Source organism: Pseudonocardia sp., assembly GCF_050250275.1.
In the GTDB taxonomy this organism is placed as follows: Bacteria; Actinomycetota; Actinomycetes; order Mycobacteriales; family Pseudonocardiaceae; genus Pseudonocardia.
Genome location: NZ_JBFWOY010000018.1, coordinates 100,748 through 124,858, shown reverse-complemented (window position 1 = coordinate 124,858; position 24,111 = coordinate 100,748). Strand labels below are relative to the sequence as shown.

Genomic DNA, 24,111 nt, shown 5'->3' with positions numbered 1-24,111 from the left:
TCAGCCCTCTTCCTTGTCGTGCTCTGCGACGACGCCTGCCGCAACCAGGGCGTCGACCCCAGCGTCGTCGAGGCCCAGCACGGTGCGGCAGATCTCGCGGGTGTGCTCGCCGAGCCGCGGCGGCGGCTGCAGCGCCTTCTGCTCCTCGCCTACGAACCGGATGACCGGCCCGTAGACCTGCACGTGCCCGGCCTCAGGATGGTGCAGCTCGCGCAACATGCCCCGCTCCCGCAGCTGTGGGTGGTCGAGCGCCTCTCGCACGTCGAGCACCGGGGCGTGCGGGATGTCCGCTGCGGCCAGCACCTCCTGCCACTCCGCGCGCGTCCGGGTGCGGAGTACCTCCTCCAGGAGGGGGACCAGCACGTCGCGGTGCGCGACCCGACCCGCGGAACTGCGGAAGCGTTCGTCCTCAGCAAGCTCGGGTCGGTCGATGGCCTTGCAGAACTTCCGCCAGAAGCTGCCGACGTGCAGCGCGACGACGAGGTGCCCGTCAGAGGCTTCGAACCGCCCGTAGGGGACCACGTTGTGGTGACTGCTCCCTACCCGGACCGGGCTCTGCCCGGTCAGCAGGGCGAGCTGGCCGAGGTAGCCGAGCAGCCCGCCGAGCCCTTCGAGCAGGCTCAGGTCGATGTGCTGCGGCGCGTTGTCGCTTCGCCGGCGGTGCAACGCCGCGAGCACGGCTATGGACCCCCACAGCCCACCCGCAAGGTCACCCATCGGCAGACCCAACTTGGTCGGGGGGTCGCCCTCCTCGCCGGTGATGCTCATGACCCCGGTGAGCGCTTGAGAGACGAGGTCGAACGACGGCATCTGCGCCATCGGCCCGGTCCGGCCGAACCCCGAGATCGAGCAGAGGATGACGTCCGGCCGGCGCTCGACGAGCTCGGCGAGCGACAACCCCAACCGCTCCATGACGCCGGGCCGGAAGTTCTCGATCACGACGTCGCAGTGCTCGACGAGATCGAGAATAAGGGCCCGCCCCGCCTCGGACTTCAGGTCGACGGCGAGGCTGCGCTTGTTGCGGTTGATGGCCAGGAAATAGTGGCTGAGCTCGCCCGGGTAGTACGGCCCGATCCCGCGCACCCCGTCACCGGAGCCCGGCTCCTCGATCTTCAGGACGTCCGCTCCCAGGTCGGCAAGGATCATGGTGCCGAACGGGCCCGCGAGGACCCTGGTCAGGTCGAGGATCCGCACTCCGGCGAGCGGCCCCACCATCTGCGTCTCTGTCATCCGCGTGCCGTCCTCCGTGTGGGGTACTGAGCAGTCAGTATACTCACGAGTGTGCTTACGACAAGACTTCGTCACGAGCCGCTCTCACCGGTGTCGACCAGGGCCTCGTCGCCCAGGAAGGCCCGCACGACAGAACCTTGGGAACGCGCGTCGGCTGCCGAGCCTCGGAAGACAACCTCGCCGCGGTGGAGCACGGCGACCTCGTCGGCGATGTCGAGCGCGGCGTCGGCGTTCTGCTCCACCGCGACGACCGCGACCCCGGCCTCGGCAATCGCCCTGACCTGCTCGAACACAGTGTCCACCATGGTGGGGGCGAGGCCCATCGACGGCTCGTCCATGAGCACGACCTTGGGGCCGGACATCAGTGCCCGGCCGAAGGCGAGCATCTGCTGCTCGCCGCCGCTGAGCAGCCCGCCGGCCCCGTCCCGGCGCTCGGCCAGGACCGGAAACAGGGTGTAGACGCTCTCCAGGCGTTCCCGGAACGCTGCCCGGTCCGCCCGGTACGCGCCGAGCCGCAGGTTCTCCTCGACGGTCAGCGGGCCGAAGATCCGCCGCCCCTCGGGGACGAGCACGAGGCCACGTCGCACCAGGACGTGCGCCGCGCGGCCGGTGACGTCGACGCCCTCCAGCAACACGCGTCCTCCGGAGGCCGCGTGCAGACCGGCGACAGCCCGCAGCGTCGTCGTCTTGCCCGCCCCGTTCGGACCTAGCACGAGCGTGACCCGCCCGGCCGCGGCGTCCAGGCCGACACCGCGCACCGCGCGGACGTTGCCGTACGAGACGTGCAGATCATCCACCGTCAGCACGGTTCCCCCAGCGTTTTCCAAGGTAGGCCGTACGCACCGCGGGCTCCCGGACGACCTCGTCCGGACGGCCCTCGGCGATCAGCACACCGAAGTTCATCGCGACGACCCGGTCGCAGGTCTCGCTGATCATCTGGACGTCGTGCTCGACGAGCAGCTGGGTCAGGCCCTCGTCCCGCAGGCCGACGAGCACGTCACGCACCTCGACCCGTTCCTCGTGGTTCATCCCGGCCACTGGCTCGTCGAGCAGCAGCAGGTGCGGGGACATCGCGATCGCTCGAGCGATCTCCACCCGCCGCTGCATCCCGTAGGACAGTTCGGCCGGACGCCGCCCGGCTAGGTCGGCGAGGCCGACGCGGGCGAGCGCCTCAACCGCGGCCGCCCGGTCGATACGGCCCCGGGAGCGCCACGGCGGCCTCGGCCGCCCGGGGCGATCGATCCCGAGCAGGACGTTCTCCAGCACCGTGAGATCGGCGAGCAGCCGCACGGTCTGGAAGGTGCGGGCAACGCCACTACGCGCAACGCCCGTCGGCGAGTGCCGCCGCGTCGTCAATCCGGCGTAGACGATCGCCCCCCGGCTGAGCGGGACCAACCCGCTCACAGCGGCAAGCAAAGTGCTTTTACCGGATCCGTTGGGGCCTAACAAGCCGTAGATCCTGCCGGCCTCCATCGTCAGGGAGATGCCGTCGACTGCTCGAATCCCGCCGAAATGGACCGCGACATCGTCGAGCTCCAGGACACTCACCGCGGCCTCCCAGTGCTCGCGCCGACCTCCCGGCCGGCCAACGGGTCCGGTGGCGAACCGGAGCCGGGATCCGCCTCCGCGGCCACCCCCGGCGAGCCACGACGTCCTGCAGCTCGAACAGCCCTCAGGATGCGCGTGGCGAGCCCGACCAGACCGCCTGGCGCCCACACCGCGACCGCCGCGACCAGAGCGCCGTAGACAACGGCCCGCCAGTCCCCGAGGATCTGTAGCGCGATCGGTAGCCAGGTGAAGATCGCCGCACCCGCCAGCGCCCCCAGCCACGATCCGGCACCGCCGACGATGATCATCGTGAGCCCGAGGACGGCCAGGTGGAAGCCGAAATCCGAGGGCGCGACGTTGGTGAGCATGATCGCGTTCATCCCACCGGCGAGCCCGCCCACCATGCAGCCGACCGTCAAGACGACGAACCGGACGCGGCGCACGTCCACGCCCATCGCGGCGGCCAGCTCGGGGTCCGCCCGAACGGCGGCCACGGCCCGGCCCGTCCGGCCGCGCTCCGACAGGGCCACGAGCACCACCACGACGAGCACGATCAGCACGATCTCGGTGAGATCGAGATCGGCCACGATGCCGTACATGCCCTCGGCTCCACCAGTGAACTCGCCGCTGTTGGCGACGACGACCGCGAGGATGCCTGCGTAGGCGATCGACGCCATACCCAGGTACAGCCCGTTGAGTCGGCGCAGCAGCAGCGCCAGCAGCACGCCGGCCACCCCGCACACAAGCACGCCCTCGGCCAAGGCCAGCAGCGCCGGATGGTCGAGGCGGGTGACCACGATCGCGGCCGTGTAGGCGCCCAGGCCATAGGACCCGATGCCGGCGAAGGAGAACACCCCACTACGCAAGGGGATCTGCATGCTGAGTGCGAGCAGCAGGTTCACCATCATGGCCTGGACGAGCACCGAGTTGGCGCCCAGCAAGGTGCTCATGTCCGCCGCACCTCCGCCCGCCCGAGCAGGCCGTTCGGCCGGACCAGGAGGACCAGGAGGATCAGGCCGAAGGACACCGCGTCCACCCAGGTCCCCGTGGTGTAGGTGAGCACGGCCGTCTCCGCCACGGCCAGCACGAGCGTGCCGAGCATGACCCCGTAGACGTTGCCTAGCCCGCCCAGCACGATCGCCGCGAATGCCTTGATCACCATGAGGTCGCCGGTCTCGGGGACGATGGAGCCGAGGTGGTAGGTCAGCAGGGCGCCGGCGAGCCCGGCGAGCCCGCCCGCGACGGCCATCAGCGTCGCGGCGAGCCGGGTGCGGTCCACCCCCATGAGCGACGCGGTCTCCGGGTCGAGGCCGATACCGCGCAAAGCGAGACCGCCTCGGGACGAGCGCATCAGCAGAGCGACGGTCAGCGCGACCCCTATGCCGAGGACGATGATCAGGATCTGGACGACGGAGGCCCTGGCGCCCGCTATGTCGAGCACCGGGAGTTCGACGGCTGCAAAGCCGAAGGGCGCGCTTCGTGTGACCGTCTGGGCCACCGCGACCAGCACCGCGGCGACCCCGATGCTCGCTATGAGAACGCGAAGCTCGGCGGCGGCGACGTTCGGGGTCGCCCGCAGCACCGGCTCGATGATCAGAAAGTGCGCTACGACGGCGAGCACCGCGCCGACGAGCAGGCACAGCAGCACGGTCAGCGGCACACCCAGGTCCAGCCGGGTACTGACCAGGTGACCGACGAAGGCGGAGAACATGAAGATCGCCCCATGGGCGAAATTGAGCACGCCGATCGAGCCCCACACCACGCTCATCCCGAGCGCGAAAAGGAGATAGACCGACCAGAGCACGAGGAGGTTGAGCAGGTCCTGGGTCATGGGCTCACATCCGGGTCCGGGAGCGGGACCGGCCAGCGGTCGCCCGCCGGCACCGGTCACCGTCAGGGCGACGCCACCTCGGCGGCGCCGTCCCACTGGACGATCTTGGGAGTGGCGCGCAGGTCGTTGCCCTCGAATCGAAGGGCCCCCTGGGCCCCGTCGAATCCGGTGGCAGCGACCTCGACCAGGCCCTTCTGCACGGCGACCGGGTCGGCGCTGTTAGCTGCCTTGAGCGCTCGCGCGATCCACCAGACGGCGTCGTAGCCCTCCGCCTCGTAGATGTTGGGGGCCTTGTCGGGGAACATCTGCCGGTAGGACTTCACGAAGTCCTGTGTCGAGGCTTCGGGAGCGGACGGATCGAACGCGGTCGGCCAGCTCACCCCCACGCCGTCAGCACCGGCTCCGGCAAGGTTGCCGTTGCCGGCCCCGTTCGCGGCGATCACCGGACCGGTGAAGCCCGCCTGCCGGAGCTGCTTGAGGAAGGTGCCGTGCTGTGCGCCAAGCAGGTAGGCCGCCACCGCACTGGGCTTCTCAGCCAGCAGAGACGAGATCGAGGCCGTGAAGTCTTGCGTGTTCGACTGCACCTCCTTCGAAGCCACCACCCGGATGCCGTACTTTTGCTCCCACTCCGGAATCACCTTCGTCGCGGTCTCCACGTACGAAGCAGTCTGTGCGTCGAACAACACTCCGATCGACGTGATCCCCTTCTTCTGCAGCTGCTGGCCCATCACGTCGTAGTACTTGGGGAAGGGAGCGGTCGCGCGGAAGGTGAAGTCCCCGATCAACACGCCCTCCGAATTGGACTGGGTGAACACGACCGGAACCTGCGACTTCTCGGCAATCGGAGCGATCGCGCGGGACTCGACTGCGAGGATCGGGCCGAGGATCGCCGAGTACTTCTTTGACGCGATCCCCTCAGACGCCAGACTTGCGGCCGTCTGAGCGGTCCCGGCGGCGTCCCGCCGGTCCATCACGAGTTCGACCTGCCCGAGAAACCCGGAGGAGTTGATCTCGTTCACGGCGACCTCGGACCCGCGGACTGCACCGAGGCCGGCGTAGGCGGTAACCCCGGTCTCGTCCCGCACGGAGAGCAGATTGACCGTGGCGGGTAGGCCCTCAGTGTTACCTGCGCCTTCCCCACCGGTTCCGGCCTGTCCCGAGCCGCAGCCCGCGACGGCCGCCGAGAGCGCGAGGGTCGTCGCGATCAACGCCGCTCTGGTGAGTCTCGATTTCGTGCTGGCGAACACACCGGCCTCCTCATCGGGAAGTGACGCACGGGAAGGACTCCCACACGGGTCCAGGGCGCTCTCCCCCGGCTCGCAACTGCGGAGCGGGAGGTGAACAGACCTGGACGCCGCGCCTGCACGTCGGATGTCGCATGCACGGAAGGCCACGAATGGCCTTCCGGAGTCGGCCCTCGCTGGTCTCACCGCGTGTACTGGGCGCACAGTATACATAGCTATTGAAGCTGTCAACGTCCTCGCATACGCCCAGGATCTGGGGCTTCGCCACGCCGCGATGCGGCCTCCGCCCGTAGCTCACCGCGCGCCGACCGCCGCCTTCGTGCCCGCGGCAGGCCCGAGAGTGCAGCATGTCTCGGAACGCAACAACCGTCGACAGCGATGGACACCTCCAGAACTGGCGCCAGCGCGCAGTGGCACACCCTGTTCTCACCCTTCGGACGCCACGGCGCCCCCGAGTTCATCGATGGCGACACTGTCGAAGAATGCGAGGCCATCGACCACGGGGCCGTTTCGAATCGTCAGGAACCATGAGTAGGTGTTGCGATACGTACCTTCTATGCGAGTAGATCCCTGACCGCCCAGATGACGGCCGGTACTGCAGCGTCACCCTGGGACATGGCCGAGCACACGGCGACCGTGTCACCGTCGGCACAGAGGCCACGGATCACCACCGGACGGGAATGGCGCGCCCGGATCGGATCGGGCACCGAACGGCACCAGTACCTCGTCGAGGAACGCCCGCTCGTCGGGGTAGACCTTCGATGCCTTCGACCTTCCTACAATCTCCCAACGCGTGTCTTCAGCGAAGATGCCGCTGAGGCACCAACAGCTCGCCCCAGGCCGCAAAGGCATCGGACACGATCTTCTTGTTTCTTCGGTCGCCCTTCGAGGTGGCAAGGTGGGATGGTCCAACGACTACTGCGAGCCTCGACAGGTTGTTCGTCCGTCAAGGCCGGCCGGCGTCGGCACGCAGTCCGTCGAGGAAGAATCCGAGAGAACGGCGCCACCAGTCGCCACCGAGGCGGATCGCCTGGGCGTTGAGCCATATGAGGCGATCGATGTCGCGTGCAACGACGTCGGGGCGGAGCGAGCCCTCGGCTTGGGCTGCCTGCATCAGCACCTTGCCATGGGCCACGGCTCTGTCGCACACCTCGCGCAGTGCCGGCGCCTCGGGGTAGCGCCGGGAGACCACGTCATTGAACGAAGGGTCGGCGGCTTGGGCCTCGCCGAGGGCGACGACGTAGGCGCGGAACCGCTCCCACGGATCAGCTCCCGACGCCGTGGCGATCGCGGCATCGAGTTTGTCCGTCGCGAGGCCTGCGACGACGTCGTCGAGCAGACCCTCGCGACTGCCGAACCGGTTGTAGATCGTGCCGACGCTGACGCCGGCGCGGCGCGCGATGTCCTCCAGGGGTGCGTCCAGGCCGTGCTCACGAAACGCCTCCACCGCGGCGCTCCTGACCCGCTCGATGTTGCGCCGCGCGTCGGCACGCAGTCCGGTTACGGAGCTCGCCATGATCTCCTCCCGGAATAACTTGAAGAACCCTCAACTTGTACCGGTCGTCCTCTAAGTTGAGAGTACCTTCAAGATAGGTGGATGACATGAGCGACTACGGTCGCGCCCCGTCGTTCGGGCTCAGCATCGACCCGTCGTTGCAGCGCCTGGACGAGGCATTCGATCTGGCCCGCCGCGCGGACGAGCTCGGGCTCGACCTGCTGGCCGTCCAGGACCACGCCTACCAACCGACGCATCTCGACACCTGGACGTTGCTGACCTCCCTGTCGGCCACCACCCGGCGCATCACCCTCATGACCGATGTCGCCGACCTGCAGCTCCGCCCGCCTGCACTGCTGGCCAAGGCCGCGTCCAGTCTCGCCCTGATCAACCACGGTCGGGTCCAGCTGGGCGTCGGCGGCGGCCCGTTCCCGGACGCGATCGCGGGCATGGGTGCACGGGGGCGGTCGGGCCAGGAGATGGTGGACTACACCGAGGCGGCGGTGGAGATCCTCGAACGCGCCCTCCGCGGCGGGCGGGTCGAGTCGGGCAACGACCAGCACCGCGTCGCCTACGTCGCCGGCCCTGCAGCCCAACGCCCTCCGCAAGTCTGGGTCGGCGCCCAGAAACCCAAGATGCTCGCGCTCGTCGGGCGACGGGCTGAAGGCTGGATCTCGCCGCTGAACATCTACGTCCCACCGGGCGAGGTGCCCGCGAAGCAGAAGGCGATCGACGCGGCCGCCGTGGCGGCAGGCCGCGACCCGAACGGCATCCGTCGCGTCTACAACGTGCTCGGCCTGATCGGCCACGGGTCCGGACCGGGCATCGTGGGCGACGCGGGGGTCTGGACCGAGTTCCTGGCCACGGCCGTCGTCGAACTCGGCTTCGACACGTTCGTGTTCTGGCCCGTCGCCGACACGGTGGCGCAGCTCGAGCTCTTCGCGACCGACGTCGTCCCGGCCGTCCGGGCCCGCGTCGAAGAGCTGAGGAGCGGGGCGTGACCGCCACCCTCCCGACGCTGCCGGCGGACGTGCCGAACGTGACACCGCAGGACCGCGAATACCACCGGCTACGGTCGACCTACACCGCATCCCACACACCCGGCGCGATCCTGCTGCCGCGCAGCGACTCCGAAGTCGCACAGGCGCTGCGTTACGCCGCCGGCACCGCTGCGCCGGTCTCGGTCCGCAGCGGTGGCCACGGACTGTCCGGCCGGTCGTCCAACGACGACGGGACCGTCATCGACCTGAGCCGGCTCTCCGGTGTCGAGATCCTCGACCCGGAAACGGGGCTGGTCCGCGTGGGGGCCGGGGCGCGGTGGGCGCAGGTCGCGGCGGCCCTGTCCCGCCACGACCTGGCCATCAGCTCCGGCGACCACGGCGGCGTCGGCGTCGGTGGTCTGGCGACCGCCGGGGGCGTCGGCTGGCTGGTACGCGAGTACGGCCTGACGATCGACCACGTGCGCGCCGCCACGGTCGTGCTCGCCGACGGCTCCATCGTCCGCGCCGACGGCCGGTCCTCGCCGGACCTGCTCTGGGCGGTCCGCGGCGCAGGCTCGTACGTCGGGGTGGTGACCGACCTGGACATCGACTCGATGCCGCTGTCCGGCGTCGCCGTCACCCAACTGGCGATCGAGGTCGACCCTGACGGCGCCGTGCTGGAGCGGTGGGCGGAGTTCATGGCCGGTGCGCCCCGGGCGCTCACGATGAGCGGCGCCCTGGTGATGTCGGACGACCGGCCGGTGCTCGTGCTCACGGCGGTTGTCGCGAGCGACGATCCGCGGGTGGCCGAGAAGGCACTGCGGCCGCTCGAGAAGCTCGGGCGCGTGCACCGCGGCCGGGTGAGTTCCGCGCGGTACGCCGACCTCGTTCCGCTCGAGCACCTGCACCCCAACCTCGGACAGCAGCCCTCGACAACGACCAACGCCCTGCTGCGCCGGATCACCGCCGACAGTGCGCGGGCGCTCGTCGACGTCGTCAGCCACCGGGCCCGGCCGTTGGTCCAACTTCGGGCGCTCGGGGGCGCGGTCGATGACGTCGACCCTGCGGCGACCGCATACGCCCACCGTGAGGCGCACGCGCTCGTCACCGCGACCACGTTCCCCCCGTACTCGGGACCGGACCTCGACGAAGCCGTCGTCCCGCTGTTGCCGTACTCCATCGGCGCGTATCGCAACTTCGAGACTCGCCCGGACGACGAGGCCTTCACCCGCGCGTTCCCCGGAGCGACCGGCGAACGGGTCAAGGCACTCGCCGGTCGCTACGACCCCGACGGTGTCCTCAGCCGGGTGGATCGCCTCTGAGCCACCCGGCCGGGGCCGTTCCACGGCCGACCGACCCCGGTCACGGTTCTCCGACGAGGTCCGGGTGACCTGATGCAGCCGTCGGTGGATACAGGGATCGAGCGCGGCGGCGTGGAGCGTCGCTGCGACGCCCTGGTCGAAGTCGACGGGCGGACTTCCCTGGTCGCAAGACCTCGATCGTGGAGTACACGAACGACAGCGAGCGGTGCAGCTGCGCCTCGACGTCGTGATGGTTCTGCTGGAGGAGACCACGCCGGCACTTCTCCGGGTCGGCATCGGGAGCCGTGCCGGACGAGCGAAGTGGCGGTCGACGTCGGTCAGCTGCTGCGCGACCTCCTGTCGCTGTGCCGTGTCGGTGCGCTGAGGCCTGGTCTCGACACTCGGCGTGTCGCCAGGTGAACCAACGGCCCGCCCTGGCTCCGCACCGCCCGCCCGTGGGCCCGGCCCGACGGACCGCGAGGTCTGTCAGGGAGACTGGGGGCCAGTGCCCGCCCTCTCGACCTGGAGCCTTTGATGCCGCAGGGGACCGTCCGTTGGTTCGACGCCGACCGGGGTTTCGGCTTCCTCGCGCCCGAGGACGGCTCGCCGGACGTGTTCGTGCACGCCTCCGAGATCGTCGGGGACGGCGGCGCGAAAGTGCTCCGCGAGGGTCAGGCCGTCGTGTTCGAGGTCGGCGAGAACGACCGCGGGCCTCAGGCGCTGCGCGTTCGCGTCACCGCCGATGCGGCCACCGGCAGCGCCGTGGGCCTGCTCGGCACCGTCAACTGGTACGAGCCGGGCAAGGGGTACGGCTTCGCGTCGCCGGACGGTGGGGGCGCCGACGTCTTCGTGCACAGCTCCGCCATCGTGACCGGCGGCGTGGTCACCGAGGGGCAGCGGGTGGCCTTCCTGATCGTCGAAGGCGAGCGCGGCCCGCAGGCCGGGCACGTGATCCCACTGGGAGCAGCGGCCGACCCACCCGCTGCGGCCGGTAGCGCCGACGGTGCCGACGGCACGGTGGCCTGGTACGACGAGGACAAGGGCTTCGGCTTCATCACCCCCGACTCCGGCACCGGGGACGTCTTCGTGCACGCCCGGGCCCTGGCCGAGGGGCTGACGTGGCTCGCGGAGGGCGACCGGGTCGCCTACGAGGTGGCTGGTGGGGACAAGGGCCCGCAGGCCCGTGACGTGCACCTGGTCGCCGAGCCCCGGCCGGCGCCGCGGCGGCCGGCACCTGCTGCGGCCGCAGGGCCGGCGGCACGGGACGTGCCCGTACGGGGCGGCGAGGGCGTCGTCGCGCGCTACGACGGCGACCGCGGCTTCGGCTTCATCACCCCGGACGCCGGCGGCGACGATCTCTTCGCCCACGTGTCCGTGATCATGGGGTCGGAGCCGCTGCAGAAGGGTGACCGGGTCCGGTACTCGGTGCGTCAGAGCGACCGGGGCCCGCAGGCCGACCGTGTCGAGCGCCTCTGAAGAGGCAGCCCCGCCGACCGCTGACATCCCCTCGACGAGAGTGCTCGTGCACTCCCGCCGCCGATGGTGCCGTCAGCGACGCGGCTGCGGTCTCCTCCAGGAGATCGGTTCCCCCGTGGTGACGGGGCCCGTGCCCGAGCCGCGTGGTGCGGTGCCGGGGCGTCGGAAGACGGGCCCGCTGCGCGGGCGGGCGCGCGACGTCTCGGAGCGGCCGGGGCCCCGGCTCACCCGGCCACCGGGGAGAGCCGGACCGGGCAGGAGACGGCGAGGTCCAGCACCGCGTTGACGCGCCCGAGTGCCAGCCATTTCGACGCCGACACGACGAGCGACACGATCTCGGCGGGTTCGAACGCCGCACGCATCCGGGACCAGAACTGCTCGTCGAAGGCCTGTGCCCCGGCGACGAAACGCTCGGCGAACTCGATCGCCAGCACCTCCTCGGGGGCGTACCGGTCGCGGAGGTCCGGATCCCCGACGCCGGTGTAGAACGCCTCGTCCATTCCGTGCGCCGCGAGGTCGTCGACCCGGGTGTCGCGGCACACCTGGCAGCCGTTCAGCTCGGCGATGCGCATCCGCGCCGCCTCGGCGACGCGAACCGGCAGCCGGGTGTCGGCCTGCACGGTCGCACTGAACGCCTCTGTCGCCGGGCCGAGTTCCGGGCACAGCTGCCAGAGCGGGTTGCGGCCCTCACCGGGCGGCAGATCGAGCGGGCTCATTCGTTACCCCTTCAATCCCTGTATATGATGATAATAAGTCAGGGGTTCTGCGAGGTCGAGCCCCTGCCGCCGTGGCTCCCTCGTCGGGGCCGGCACGGCAGGATCGGCGGGGAGCGTCACGGCGCCCTGGACCCGTGCGCGCGGGGCGGCGGCGCGAGAACCCCGATATGACGGATGCCCTCGGCCGAGGAGCCGCGGAGGAACCGGCCCACGCCGACGGCGGCCACGCCGGGGAGGTCGCGGCGCGCGGCAGGTCCGTCAGGGCGTGTCCCGAGCTCCACGGGCCGCCCGCGGACCGTCGGGTCGGTCCTCGATGGCCGCGGGCACGACGGTCAGCGACGGCGTGCGCTGCAGGGCCGCACGGGCGCGCTGCAGCTCGTGCGCGACCTCGGCGGCGATCAGCTCGGCATGCAACGCGCTGATGTCGGGTTCCACCAGCAGCGCACGGTGGCGGACCAGCAGGGCTTCGAGCCCGTCGAGGAGGCGGGCGGCGATGTCGGCGCGGCGGCCGACGCGTCCCGCGGCACCAGCCGGGGAGGGAACGGACGGGGACGGGACTGCACGGGTCATGGCGGGGCTCCGGGGTGAGGGGGTGGCGACGGTCGGCTTCGCGACACCACCGGCACGACCCCCACCCGGCAACAGCCGGACGGCGGGCGTCGGCGGGACGCGCGCGGCGTCACCGACAGAGCGCGGCCTCGGTCCTGCCGAAGTCGACGTGGCGGCGGCGCGACCGTGACTGCGGCGGCGGACCTGCTGCCGGCCGGCCGTGCACGCGGCGCCCCTCACCTGTTGCCCGCTGCGGGCCCATCGCATCCTCCATCGCACCCGGCGGGAGCACCCGCACCCGCGCGAGGCGGGGGGTTGCTGCGACGTCGTGGAGCCGGGTCTCTCGGCCGCTCTGGATGGTGCCGGCGGGTGGCCCCGCCGCCGCACGACTGTATGTTCCGGCCCCCGCACACTGTCAACACGGACATTCCGTCCCGCGATCCGGGACGACCCGGGGAGCACGGCCCCCGAGCAAGACCGGCGACCGTCGAGCCCCGGGCTGCGGCTGTTCGTCGCGCTGGGCCGCGACGGCGAGGCGCCGGGCGCCGCCGCTCGGCACGGGGCCCGGGGCCGGGGTGGACCGGTCAGGCCTCGAACGTGGCCCACGGGTCGTAGGCGGGATCGGCGAGCATCGCCTGCAGGCGCCGGCGTCGGAACCCGATGTTGCCGCCGCTGAACAGCGGATAGGCCAGCGCGTCCTGGAGGAGCCCGGCGAGCGGGAGGTGGTGTCCGTAGGAGTCGACGCCGATGACGCGCATCAGGTCGAGCAGCGACTGCACCGCCGCCTCGGACCCGAACACCTTGGCGTGCACGGACAGCTCCTCGGCACCCGGCGCTCCCCGGTCGAGCGCGGCACACGCCCGGTAGGTGAGGCTGCGGACCGCCTCGATCCGGGTCTTCACATCGGCCAGCAGGAACCCGACGCCCTGGTGCTCCACGACCGGGACCCGCCCGCCCCGGCGGTCGGTGCGGGCGAAGGCCAGCGCCGCGTCGAACGCCACCCGCATGACGCCGGCCGCGCAGGCCCCGATGAGCGCACCGCCGAAGGAGGCGTTGACGATGCCGAGGCCGTCGCCCACCTCGCCGACGAGGTCGGCGTCGGGGACGCGGACGTCGACGAGGGAGAACCGGGGCAGCAGGTGCGCGCGGTGCCCGAGCGGGTCGAGCAGCTCGTCGATGCGCAGGCCGTCGATGGGCCCGGGGACGAGCAGGACCGCGGTCGAGCGCCGCGGGTCGGGGCTGTTCCCGGCGCGTGCGACGACTGCCATCAGGTCGGGCCCGGTGCCCTCCCACCCGGTCGCGTGGGAGACCCACTGCTTGGCGCCGTTGACGATCCACTGCCCGTTGCGTCGCCGCGCCGTGGTCCGCAGGCCGACGTCGCGGCCCGGCTCGTCGAGGTTGGCGGTGCCGCCGGGCTCGCTCAGCGCCAGCGAGGCGAGCGGCGCACCGGCCGTGGCGAGGAACGGCGGCAGGTGCCGGGCGCGCTGGTCGGCGTTGCCCGCCCGCAGCAGCGGGGCGAGGCCGAGCCCGGTCGAGAACAGGTTGAGCGCGACGGACGGGTCGCCCGCCACGAGTTCCTCGGCCAGCACCGCGGCCGTCGAGGCGCCGGTGCCGTCGCCGCCGAGGGCCTGCGGGACGAGCCTGCGCAGGAACCCCGCGGCCACCATCTTCTCGTAGAACGGCCGGGTCGCTCGGTAGCGCTCGGTGGCCGTCGGCAGCGCGTCGGTGACCTCACGGGCCTTCGACAGGACGTCTCCGGCGAACTCGCGGGCCGTGGCGCGCAACGCCTTCCGTTCCGACGACGGATCGGTGGACGGCATGCGCTCAATGGCCCGCGCTCTGGCCGCCGTCGACGTGCAGGGTCTCCCCCGTCACGAACGCCGCGGTCTCCAGGTACATCACGCCGTGGACGATCTCGTCGATCTCCCCCATGCGCCCCAACGGGTGCAGGCCCGCGTAGGCACCGTGCGCCTCGACGGGGTGCATCGGGGTCTTGATGATCCCCGGGGACAGGGCGTTGACCCGGACCCCGGCACCGGCGAGCTCGATGGCCAGCGACCGGGTGGCGGCGTCGAGACCACCCTTGGTCAGCGACGCGAGGACGGACGGGACCACGCTCAAGGCGTGGTCGACCAGCGACGTCGTGACCGTGACGACGTGGCCCGAACCCTGCTCGACCATCGGTGCAACGGCGCGGCGGGTGATGCGGAAGAAGCCCGCGAGGTTGAGCCCGACGACCGTCGCAAAATCGTCGTCGGTGTAGGCGGTGAACGGTTTGGCGAGGAACGCGCCGGCGTTGTTGACCAGCGAGTCGATGCGCCCGAACCGGTCGAGCGCGGCGTCGACGACCCGGTCCGCCGTCCCCGGTTCGGCGAGGTCGCCCGCGACGGTGAGCACCTGGGGGTCGTCGGAGGCGCCGATCGAGCGGGACGTCGCGACAACCGCGTAGCCCAGCTTGCGGTATCCCTCGACGACGCCGGCACCGATCCCGCGGGATGCGCCGGTGACGATCGCGACCTTCTGCTCGTTCGTGGACATGACGGGCTCCTCAACTGATCGGTTCGGTACACAGTGGACAGTCGGGTACCGCGACGCCGGGGCGTGCGGCGGGACGGGGTCAGCCGGTGGCGGCGCGGAGGCCCTCGACGGGCCGGGGCCCGCCGCGTTCCCAGTGACCCGAGCGGCGGATCTCCGTCGCCGTGAGCCCGAACTCGGACTTGAGGGCCCGGCTCAGGTGCCCGGCGTCGGTCATCCCCCACCGCGACGCGATCGCCGACACGGTGCGGCCGTGCAACGACTCGTCGGCGAGGTCACGGCAGATGCGTTCCAGCCGCTGGCGGCGGATCCACGCCGACAGGGTGATCGCCCGCGGGGCGAGGACCTTGTGCAGGTAGCGCACCGACACCCCGTGCGCCCGGGCCACCGACTCGACGGTGAGCCCCGGGTCGGCCAGGTGCGACAGGCAGTGCGCGAGCATCCGGTCGGCGAGGTCCTCCCCGGCGCCCAGGGGCGGGATGTCGACCAGCTCGGCGAGCACCAGCGACACGATCGCGTCGGCCAGGTACTCCTTGCTGCAGTTCGCCTCGCCCGCCGTGCAGACGTCGATCTTCCGGGCGAGGCCCTCGAACAACGTCCCCACCACGTCGCGGGGGCCGCTGTCGGTGCCCAGCGCGATCGCCGTGCGGCCGGCCAGGGTGTCGACGTGCGACCCGAGTGCGGCCAGCGGCACCGTGATCACGACCGTCTCGTACGGCTCCCAGAACGTCAGCTCGTAGGGCCGCGACGTCACGTAGTTGACCAGGTCACCGGATCCGAGCAGACAGTGCCGCCCGTCCTGCGCGACCGCGGCCCGGCCGGACCGGTGCAGTGCGACGGAGAGGAAGCCGGGGTCCGAGGCGCGGATCAGGTCGGCGTCGCGGGTCACGACGCACGGGCTGCCGCTCATCACCGAGACCCGCACCTCGCCGGCGATGGCGCTGCGCAGCGAGCTGCGGAACTCGCCGTCGGCCAGGGGCCGGACACGGACCGGGGCGATCGTCGAGCCCAGCAGCGAGGCGAACCCCTCCCTGTCGTCGGCCTCCGCCGCCGCGGTGAGGTGGCGTGCAGGCTGGGCCGTCGCACGACTCGCGGCCATCCGCCACCTCCTCGGTCCACCGGCCCGGCCGGGCCCGACACGAGAAATGTAGGCGACGCGCGTCACCTTCTGCCGCCGTTGCGCGCACCGACGCCCGCCACATCGCGCACCACGGCGCCGGCCGACCGGCATCGCGACGACCATGGACGTGGTCGGGCGGACGGGCCTAAGGTTCAGAGGTTGAACCACGCGGGCGGGACGTGAGCCCCGACCACAGGAGCAGCCATGCGCGACGCGGCGCAGGGGCGGGTCGCGCCGCCGGCGACCGACCCGCTGATCGCCCGCAAGATCGTCGTCCCGACGTCGCGGGGAGCCGTCGTGGCGCGGCCACGGCTGTTCCGGCTGCTCGAGGACGGCACCCGCTACCCGCTGGTGACGGTCGTGGCGCCCGCGGGATGGGGCAAGACCACTCTGTTGTCGACGTGGCTGCAGGAGCGGGCGGGCGACCGCGTCGTCGCGTGGCTCTCGGCCGACCGCGAGGACGACGACCCGGTGCGGTTCTGGTCGCACGTGATCACGACTATCACGCACGCGCTGGGGCTGGGCCCCGACCACGCGTTGGCGACGTTGCGCCCCACCCTGGCGACGTCACACGACGCGCGGTTCGTCGCCGAGATGATCGACGTCCTCGCCGCCCTGCCCGAGCCGGTCTGCCTCGTGGTCGACGACGTGCACGAGATCGACGACCCGGGCGTCGTCGCCGCACTGACCTATCTCGTCGGGCACGCCCCGCCCAACTTCCGGCTCGTCCTGTCGGGGCGGTTCCTGCCCGGCATCCCGCTGGGCCGCATGCGGGTGCTCGACGAGGTGCTCGAGATCAACGCGGCGGCGCCGGCGTTCACCGACGCCGAGCTCGCGTCCGTCCTCGACGCGACCGGGCACGAGGTCACTCCCGGGGACACCGCCCGGCTGCTGCAGCGCACCGAGGGCTGGCCGGCCGGTGTGCGGCTGGCCCAGCTGGCGATGACCGGTGGCACCGGGCCTGCCGCACCGCTGACCGACCTGACCGGCGAGGAGTCGGTCGTCGCCGAGTACTTCCTCACCGAGGTCTTCGACCGCCAGGACCCGGTGACGCGGGAGTTCCTGCTGCTCACCTGCGTGGCCGACACGCTGACCGCGGACCTGGCCGACGCGCTGACGGGGCGGACCGACTCCGAGCAGCTCCTGGAGGCGATGGCCAGGACGAACACGTTCATCGGGATCCAGGGCAGGCGGCCCTGGTACCGCTACCACCAGCTGTTCGCGGAGACCCTGCGGTCGACGTTGCGCCGCGACGACCCGCAGCTGATGCGGGCCCAGCACCGGGCTGCGGCGCGCTGGCACGCCACGCGGGGCGACGCGGTGGCCGCGGTCCGGCACGCCGTGGACGGCGGGGACCTCGCGACGGCGCGGCTCGCGCTCGGCCGGGTGTGGCTGCGCCTGGTGCTCGACGGCGAGCTGACGACGCTCGCCCGCGTACTGGACCTGCTGGCCCGCGAGACGGTGTCCGGCGACGCGGAGCTCGTTCTCGTGCGCGCCGTCCTCCACCTGGAGACGGGGCGCGACCGGCTCGCGCAGGCCGACGTGGAGACCGGGGAGCGGCTGCTCGGCTCACTCGACGGCGCCGACCGCGCCCGCGCGGCGGCGGTGGCCGCGACGGTGCGGCTGCGGCTGGCGCAGCTCGGTGGCGACATCCACGGGGCCCGGCAGGCGGCCGACGCCGTGCTGTCGTCGCCGGCGCTCGACCTCGACGACCCGTTGCGCGCCATGGCCCTGCTCGGCCTGGGCGTGTGCGAGTACTTCACGGGCAGGCGCACCGCGTCGCAGGAGGTCCTGCGTGAGGGCCTGCGGATCGCGCGGACGACGGGTCACGACTACCTGGTGACCGGGTTCCTCAGCCAGCTCGCCGTCGTGCTCACCGCGCAGGACCGGCCGGTGGAGGCGGTCGCGGCGGCGCAGGAGGCCGTCGAGCTCGCGCAGCGCCGCGGGTGGGGCGCGACCCCGCAGATGGCCGTCACCTGGCACGCACTGGGCTGGGCGCACTTCCTGTGGAACCGTCTCGACGAGGCCGACCTCTACCTCGATCGCGCGGAGCTGGCCACGCAGAGCGGCGACGCCACCCTTCTCGCGTCGATCCACATGGTCCAGGGCCTCGTGCAGTCGTTGCGGCGCAACCCCGACGCCGCGCTCGCGCTGCTCGCGGCCGCGGAGGGCAACCTCGGTGACGTCATCGACCGTTTCGTCTTCCGCTCCTACATCCAGGCCGAGGTCGTCCGGCTGCTCGTGGCGACGGGACGGCTCGACGAGGCGGACCGCCGGCTCGCCCGGCACCGCGGCGGGCACCGGTCGGTGAGCCTCGTCGTCGCGGAGGCCGAGCTGGCCCACGCCCGCGGCGACGCCGCCGCCGCGCTGGCCGTCGTGGAGTCGGCGCCCGGCGGCACGGGGAGCGGGTTCCTCGACCAGCACCTGCAGGCCCGCGTCCTGGCGGCGGTGCTCACCGCCGAGCTGGGCCGGGCCGACGATGCCGACCGCATCCTCGAGGAGGCGCTCGACCTCGCGGCGCCCGGGAACTACCGGCAGCCGTTCCTGCAGTTCGGGGCCGCGGCGCGGCGGCTGCTCGACGACCACCGCGGCTGCCGGGCGCATCGCGGGTTCGTCGAGGAGCTGCTCGGGCCCGAGGCGGCCGACCCCGCCCGGCAGCCTGCCGCGGGCGTCGAGCTGTTGTCGGACCGCGAGGCGGAGGTCCTCGGCCACCTCGCGGGGATGCTGACGGCGGCCGAGATCGGCGCGGAGATGTTCGTGTCGGTCAACACCGTGAAGACCCACCTGAAGAGCGTGTACCGCAAGCTCGGTGTGAGCAGCCGCAGGCAGGCGGTCGCGCGCGGGGTGGAGCTGGGCATCGTCCGGGGCGGACCCGGCCGGGCGTGACGGCCCGGCCGGCCGGGCTCAGCCCAGGACGGCGGCGTCGACGTCCTCCCAGGCCACACCCCGGGTCATCGCCGCCTTGGCCCGCACGAACGCGGCCGACGAGTTCTTCGCGAGCACCCCGGTGAGGCGCAGGCCGTCGCCGTAGCCGACGACGAAGTCGTCGGCCTCCAGCGCCCCGCACAGCACGCGGACGTCGGGAGCGCTCGCGTCGCCCGCGAACTGGAAGTGGTGGCCGTACTGGTGCGTCCAGAAGTAGTGCGCCGTGGAGAACGGGGCCGGCGCACGGCCGGCGATCCTGCCCGCGACGTGCTTGGCCTGCTCCACGGCGACCATCCATTGCTGCCCGCGGGCCGACCTGCCGGTGGCGGGGTCGGTCCAGCGGGCGACGTCGCCCGCGGCGTGCACGTTCGCGGGGCCGGCGCAGAGCTGGTCGTCGCAGACCAGCCCGTCGTCGACGCGCAGGCCCGACCCGGCCAGCCACTCCACGTTGGGGACGACGCCCAGCCCGGCGACGAGCAGGTCGCACGGGAGCACGGTGCCGTCGGTCAGCCGCACCCCCTCGACCCGCCCGTCGCCGAGCACCTCGGCGATGCCGGCTCCGCACCGCAGGTCGGTGCCGTTGTCGCGGTGCATCGACACGAACGCCGCGGCGACCCGGGGACCCACGGCCCGCACCAGCGGCGTGGGCTGCACCTCGACGACGGTGACGTCGAGCCCGAGGGCCCGGGCGCTGGAGGCGACCTCGGCCCCGACGAACCCGGCACCGGCGACGACGACGGTCGGGCACCGTTCGAGCTCGGCCCGGACCGCGGCCGCGTCGTCGAGGGAGCGCAGTACGAAGACGCCCTCGGGCGGGGTGTGCCACGGGACCGGACGGGGCCGTGCGCCCGTGCAGACGACGAGCTCGTCGTAGGGCACGGGGCCGTCGGCGGTCTCGACGACGCAGCCGACGGGGTCGAGGCCGAGGACCGCACAGCCGGTGCGCAGCTCGACGCCCAGGTCGGCGAAGGCCTGCTCGTCCTTGAACGTCACGTCCTGCGGCAGTGACTTGCCGGTGAGGACCTCCTTGGACAGCGGCGGGCGGTCGTAGGGCAGGTGCGGCTCGTCGCCGACGACGACGACCGTCCCGTCGAAGCCCCGCCGCCTGAGGAACTCCGTGACCCGCACCGCGGCCAGCCCTGCGCCGGCGACGACCACCCGCCGTGTCCCCATGCCCGCGCCGCCCTCAGCCGTCGACCGCGATGGCGTCGACGGGGCAGCACGCCGCCGCGTCGTGCACGCTGTCGAGGTCGTCGCCGGACACGCTGTCGTGCAGGACGACCAGCCGCGCGTCGGGCCCCATTCCGAACACGTTGCCGGCGATGGTGGTGCACATCCCGGAATGGATGCACCGGTCCCAGTCGATCGTCACGTCCGCCATGTCTGCGTCCTCCAGGTGTCGTTGCGGTGCAGGCTCAGCCGAGCTTCTCGGCGAGCTCGAACAGCCAGCGGCGGTACTCGATGGAGTACTTGTCGACGCCCTTGAGGTGCATCTCCTCGGACAGGTCCTCCGGCAGCTCCTCCGGCCGCTGCGACTCGACGACGGGGCGGTCCTGCTCGTAGATGAAGTGGACGAACCCGCCCAGCTCCTCGTCGGCCTTCGCCGGGTCGCCGAAGTCGCGTCCGGCGATGGTGAAGTTGCGGATGCTGCGCGGGCCCAGTGGTGTGGGGTGGAACAGCAGGTTGTACTTGTTGCCGTCGGAGAAGACGATGTTGAGCATGCAGGTCAGCGGCATGAAGACCCGCCAGTCGATCGAGAAGTAGACGTAGGGGTCCTCGGGGAGGTCCTTGCCGCCCCAGGCCGCGGAGTCGACGGGCACCCGTACCAGCGTCTTCTTGTCCTGCAGGTTCTCCAGCCGGTTCTCGTCGCGCCACACGTCGTGGCCCGGGACCGCCGGCTGGGTGGCGTCGCCCAGGTAGCCGTCGTGCAGGATCGCGAAGTGGGAGTAGTCGGTGTAGTTCTCGACCCGGCGCGGCGCGCTGCAGTCCCAGTCGGTCAGCGGCCGGCACGCGATGTGGTGCAGGCCGGGGTCGTCGAACTGCGGGTACTCCGGCAGGGGGTAGTACGGCTCGTCGACGAGGCAGGCCCAGATGAGCCCGTACCGCTCGGCCGACCGGTACTTGCGCACGCTCGCCCGCAGGTGGCCGGCGAGGTCGGGGCGCTGCGGGGCGAGGGTGCAGTGGCCGCCGCTGTCGTACTGCCAACCGTGGTAGGGGCACTGCAGCTCGCGCCCGCCGATCACCGTGCCGATCGACAACGCGGACCCGCGGTGGGCGCACAGGTCGTCGAACACGCAGACCTCGCCGTCCAACCGGACGACGGCGAGCTGCTGCCCCAGCAGCGTCGCCCGGATCGGGGTGTCGCCGAGGTCCTCGGCGTAGGCGATGGGGTGCCAGAAATGGCGCAGGGAGCGGTAGATCCGCGCCTCGCCCTCGGCGTTGAACTCGTTGACCCGTGAGGTGGGGGACGTCTCGTCGGGGAGGTCGGTGAGCGTCATGGTGGGAGGTCCCATTCTCGTCGAGGAGGGCGGGGCGTCGTGTCCGGTTCCGCCTTCGAAGTGTCGGGCGTCACGGTGATCGAGTCGACACACGTGGAGGGTGATCCGGCGGCCCGATCCCCCTCACCCGGAACGGGTGACCCCGAAGCCCTGGAGCCGTTGCGCGCGAATGGGTCCGGGCATGCCGATGCGGGCCGCGGCGACTGCTCGGCCGCGGCCCGCTGGGGTGGGATCTGCCCGCTACGCCCTGCCGGCGGGCACCCGGCGGTCGCCGTAGGACGGCTGGATGTCGGTCATCATCGCGACGAGCTCCTCGACGACCGCGTCGAGGAACGCGCGCCCGCTCTCGGCCGACGCGACGTGCGGGTCGCCGAAGATCGAGGTGTCGTTGGTCGAGGGGCTGGGCCGCGTCGTGTAGGTCCGCGACGGTGTCACGGGAGCGACGAGGTCCCAGCCGACCAGGGGCGTCGTCACCCCCTCGATCGCCGCCATGTCGACGAGCTCGGGCCGGACCGCGAGCTGGAACGAGGTCTCGAACTCGCAGCCGTGTCCCATGCCGCCGACCTCCGACCGGCGCAGCGCGTGGATCCGGGCGGCCGCGGGCTCCCAGTAGCTCACCGCCGTGACGGTCGGGGCGTAGGTGGTGTCGAGGTCGTCGATCAGCCGTCGGGCGACCGCGTCGTTGGCGGTGCCGTTGGGCCGGTTGCCGTTGAGGATCAGCAGCTTCCGGAACCCCTGCTTGATCAGCGCGGTCCCGATCTCGTAGACCAGCTCCTGGTAGAGCGGCACCGACAGCGAGACGGTGCCGCTGAACGACTCGAACGTCTTGGAGATCCCGTACGGCAGCGGCGGGGCGACGACCGCGTCGAGCCGTTGCGCCACCAGCGTCGCGACGTGCTCGGCCTGGTGGGTGTCGGCGTCGTTGGGCATGTGCGCGCCGTGCGCCTCGGTGGCACCGGTGGGCAGGATGACCAGCGCCTCGCGGTCGATGGCCTCCTGGACCTGCCGCCAGCTCATGTGGGCGATCTTCATCGGGACTCTCCTCCCGCGGCGGTCGCGACCGCCGCGTCGACGACGGGCGGCCGCCGGCGGCCGTGCCCGGTGGACGTCTCGAACATGTGGCCGACCTCGAGGACCCGGCGGTCCGCGCCGGGCCGGCCGACGATCTGCATGCCGACGGGCAGCCCGTCGGCGGTGAAGCCGGCCGGGACCGACAGGGCGGGGCAGCCGGACGCGCTGATCCAGTAGGCGAGCCGCATCCAGTCGAGGTAGCCGGTGGCGTCGCCGCCCGCGGGCAGGTCCGGGTACTCCAGGCGGGCGTCGAACGGCGGGACGGGGCTGACCGCCGCGACGAGCACGTCGTAGCGGTCGAAGAACGCGTGCATCCGCTCCCACAGCACGCCGCGGGTGCGCTCGGCGCGGGCGACGTCGTCGGCGCGCAGCGCGCGACCGGCCTCGATGTTCGCGGCCAGGCTCGGCTTGACCAGGTCCCGGTGCGCGTCGAGGAGCTCGCCGTAGGCCAGCTGGAACTGCCACGCGCGCAGGGTCCGGAACACGTCGTCGGCACCGGTGAGGTCGGGGTGGTCCTCGACGACCGTGCAGCCGAGGCCTTCGAGGACCTCCACCTGGGGCGCGAGCACCGCCGCCACCGCCGGGTCGAGCGCGGTCGCGCCGCCGAGGTCGGGCGCCCAGGCCACCCGCGCGCCGCGCAGGTCGACCTCGAGCGGGCCGTCGAGGGTGCGAGGGTCGTCGCCGAGGCTGATCGGGCACCGCGGGTCGGGTCCGGCGATCACCGACGCCAGCAGCGCGAGGTCGTCGACCGAGCGGGCCATCGGGCCGGGGACGGTCAGGCTCGACCACGGCAGCACCGACGGGTACTGCGGCACCCGCCCCGCCGAGGGCCGCAGCCCCACCACGTTGCAGAACGACGCGGGGTTGCGCAGCGAGCCGCCCATGTCGTTGCCGTCGGCGATCGGGTGCATGCCGCAGGCGAGCGCCGCGGCCGCCCCGCCGCTGCTCCCGCCCGCCGACCGGTCGAGCGCGTAGGGGTTGCGCGTGAGGCCGAAGACCTCGTTGAAGGTGTGCGACCCGGCTGCGAACTCGGGGACGTTGGTCTTGCCGATCGTGATCGCCCCGGCCGCCCGGATGCGGGCGACGACGAGCTCGTCGTCGCCGGGGACGTGGTCGGCGAAGATGCGGGAGCCGTAGGTCGTCCGGATGCCCGCGGTGCGGTGGGTGTCCTTGTGCGCCACCGGCAGCCCGTGCAGGGGTCCGAGTGGGCGGCCGGCGCGGCGGGCGGCGTCGGCCGCGGCCGCCTCCGCCAGTGCCCGCTCCGGGACGAGCGTCACGATCGCGTTGACCGCCGGGTTCACGGCCTCGATCCGATCGAGGTGCGCCCGGACGAGCTGCACCGCGGAGACCTCCCCGGTCCGCACGAGATCGACCATCGTCCGCGCCGGGAGGAAGCACAGGTCGTCGGTGGTCACTGTGGCGACCCGGTCACGGCGACAACATGTGACATACGCCCTCTCCTGTCCGCTGAGCGGATATGTCATCCTTCTTGCGGACAGTGAAGCAGGTGGCGCCGCCGACCGTCAACGTCGTGGGAGCGCGCGGCCACCGCCGGACCGAGGAGACGATCAGCGATGACCACAGCGCGTCCC

Annotated in this window: 21 protein-coding genes; 4 read left to right on the top strand and 17 right to left on the bottom strand. The window is 72.1% G+C overall.

All coding sequences use genetic code 11. The features are described 5' to 3' along the window. From AB7F12_RS17700 to AB7F12_RS17670, 7 genes are all read right to left on the bottom strand, one after another. Window positions 1-1,230: a CaiB/BaiF CoA transferase family protein gene (locus tag AB7F12_RS17700; protein WP_428498703.1), complete on the bottom strand. Its 1,230-nt coding sequence runs from the start codon at window positions 1,228-1,230 to the stop codon at window positions 1-3. A gap of 71 nt (window positions 1,231-1,301) precedes the next feature. Then, window positions 1,302-2,027, bottom strand: a complete 726-nt coding sequence (locus tag AB7F12_RS17695; protein ID WP_428498701.1) for an ABC transporter ATP-binding protein — start codon at window positions 2,025-2,027, stop codon at window positions 1,302-1,304. Further along, window positions 2,020-2,778, bottom strand: a complete 759-nt coding sequence (locus AB7F12_RS17690; protein WP_428498700.1) for an ABC transporter ATP-binding protein — start codon at window positions 2,776-2,778, stop codon at window positions 2,020-2,022. Before AB7F12_RS17690 ends, AB7F12_RS17695 begins: the two co-directional genes overlap by 8 nt. Further along, window positions 2,775-3,728: a branched-chain amino acid ABC transporter permease gene (locus tag AB7F12_RS17685; RefSeq protein ID WP_428498699.1), complete on the bottom strand. Its 954-nt coding sequence runs from the start codon at window positions 3,726-3,728 to the stop codon at window positions 2,775-2,777. The genes AB7F12_RS17690 and AB7F12_RS17685 overlap by 4 nt, the downstream gene beginning before the upstream one ends. After that, window positions 3,725-4,609: a branched-chain amino acid ABC transporter permease gene (locus tag AB7F12_RS17680; protein ID WP_428498698.1), complete on the bottom strand. Its 885-nt coding sequence runs from the start codon at window positions 4,607-4,609 to the stop codon at window positions 3,725-3,727. Before AB7F12_RS17680 ends, AB7F12_RS17685 begins: the two co-directional genes overlap by 4 nt. A 62-nt stretch (window positions 4,610-4,671) precedes the next feature. Then, window positions 4,672-5,856 carry an ABC transporter substrate-binding protein gene (locus tag AB7F12_RS17675; RefSeq protein ID WP_428498697.1) on the bottom strand — a complete coding sequence of 395 codons (1,185 nt, stop codon included), beginning with the start codon at window positions 5,854-5,856 and terminating at the stop codon, window positions 4,672-4,674. 943 nt (window positions 5,857-6,799) lie between these two features. Further along, entirely contained in the window at window positions 6,800-7,369 is a 570-nt protein-coding gene (locus tag AB7F12_RS17670) for a TetR/AcrR family transcriptional regulator (protein WP_428498696.1), read from the bottom strand. 86 nt (window positions 7,370-7,455) lie between these two features. Here AB7F12_RS17670 and AB7F12_RS17665 point away from each other — a divergent pair, with 86 nt between their 5' ends. From AB7F12_RS17665 to AB7F12_RS17655, 3 genes are all read left to right on the top strand, one after another. Further along, on the top strand, window positions 7,456-8,349 hold the full coding sequence (locus AB7F12_RS17665) for an LLM class flavin-dependent oxidoreductase (RefSeq protein ID WP_428498695.1): 894 nt from the start codon (window positions 7,456-7,458) through the stop codon (window positions 8,347-8,349). After that, window positions 8,346-9,650: an FAD-binding oxidoreductase gene (locus tag AB7F12_RS17660; protein WP_428498694.1), complete on the top strand. Its 1,305-nt coding sequence runs from the start codon at window positions 8,346-8,348 to the stop codon at window positions 9,648-9,650. Before AB7F12_RS17665 ends, AB7F12_RS17660 begins: the two co-directional genes overlap by 4 nt. Before the next feature lie 513 nt (window positions 9,651-10,163). Continuing rightward, window positions 10,164-11,105 carry a cold-shock protein gene (locus tag AB7F12_RS17655; RefSeq protein WP_428498693.1) on the top strand — a complete coding sequence of 314 codons (942 nt, stop codon included), beginning with the start codon at window positions 10,164-10,166 and terminating at the stop codon, window positions 11,103-11,105. Between the two features lie 224 nt (window positions 11,106-11,329). Here AB7F12_RS17655 and AB7F12_RS17650 read toward each other — a convergent pair whose 3' ends face one another. From AB7F12_RS17650 to AB7F12_RS17630, 5 genes are all read right to left on the bottom strand, one after another. Further along, a complete protein-coding gene (locus AB7F12_RS17650) occupies window positions 11,330-11,821 on the bottom strand; it encodes a carboxymuconolactone decarboxylase family protein (RefSeq protein ID WP_428498692.1) in 492 nt (163 codons plus the stop codon). A gap of 258 nt (window positions 11,822-12,079) precedes the next feature. After that, entirely contained in the window at window positions 12,080-12,391 is a 312-nt protein-coding gene (locus tag AB7F12_RS17645) for a hypothetical protein (protein WP_428498691.1), read from the bottom strand. Between the two features lie 563 nt (window positions 12,392-12,954). Next, a complete protein-coding gene (locus tag AB7F12_RS17640) occupies window positions 12,955-14,190 on the bottom strand; it encodes an acyl-CoA dehydrogenase family protein (protein WP_428498690.1) in 1,236 nt (411 codons plus the stop codon). Window positions 14,191-14,194: 4 nt separating this feature from the next. Next, on the bottom strand, window positions 14,195-14,908 hold the full coding sequence (locus AB7F12_RS17635) for an SDR family NAD(P)-dependent oxidoreductase (RefSeq protein ID WP_428498689.1): 714 nt from the start codon (window positions 14,906-14,908) through the stop codon (window positions 14,195-14,197). A 79-nt stretch (window positions 14,909-14,987) separates the two neighbouring features. Continuing rightward, the gene (locus tag AB7F12_RS17630) at window positions 14,988-16,004 is read right to left on the bottom strand and encodes a helix-turn-helix domain-containing protein (protein ID WP_428498688.1); all 1,017 of its coding nucleotides are present in this window, start codon (window positions 16,002-16,004) and stop codon (window positions 14,988-14,990) included. 225 nt (window positions 16,005-16,229) lie between these two features. Here AB7F12_RS17630 and AB7F12_RS17625 point away from each other — a divergent pair, with 225 nt between their 5' ends. Then, the gene (locus AB7F12_RS17625) at window positions 16,230-18,911 is read left to right on the top strand and encodes a LuxR C-terminal-related transcriptional regulator (protein ID WP_428498687.1); all 2,682 of its coding nucleotides are present in this window, start codon (window positions 16,230-16,232) and stop codon (window positions 18,909-18,911) included. Window positions 18,912-18,929: 18 nt separating this feature from the next. Here AB7F12_RS17625 and AB7F12_RS17620 read toward each other — a convergent pair whose 3' ends face one another. The 5 genes from AB7F12_RS17620 to AB7F12_RS17600 form a co-directional block, all read right to left on the bottom strand. Then, window positions 18,930-20,123: an NAD(P)/FAD-dependent oxidoreductase gene (locus AB7F12_RS17620; protein WP_428498686.1), complete on the bottom strand. Its 1,194-nt coding sequence runs from the start codon at window positions 20,121-20,123 to the stop codon at window positions 18,930-18,932. Between the two features lie 13 nt (window positions 20,124-20,136). Next, the gene (locus AB7F12_RS17615; RefSeq protein ID WP_428498685.1) at window positions 20,137-20,331 is read right to left on the bottom strand and encodes a ferredoxin; all 195 of its coding nucleotides are present in this window, start codon (window positions 20,329-20,331) and stop codon (window positions 20,137-20,139) included. A gap of 34 nt (window positions 20,332-20,365) precedes the next feature. Then, a complete protein-coding gene (locus AB7F12_RS17610; RefSeq protein ID WP_428498684.1) occupies window positions 20,366-21,448 on the bottom strand; it encodes a Rieske 2Fe-2S domain-containing protein in 1,083 nt (360 codons plus the stop codon). Between the two features lie 240 nt (window positions 21,449-21,688). Further along, window positions 21,689-22,480 carry a creatininase family protein gene (locus AB7F12_RS17605; protein ID WP_428498683.1) on the bottom strand — a complete coding sequence of 264 codons (792 nt, stop codon included), beginning with the start codon at window positions 22,478-22,480 and terminating at the stop codon, window positions 21,689-21,691. After that, entirely contained in the window at window positions 22,477-23,934 is a 1,458-nt protein-coding gene (locus tag AB7F12_RS17600) for an amidase (RefSeq protein WP_428516645.1), read from the bottom strand. Before AB7F12_RS17600 ends, AB7F12_RS17605 begins: the two co-directional genes overlap by 4 nt. Window positions 23,935-24,111: the final 177 nt, after the last annotated feature.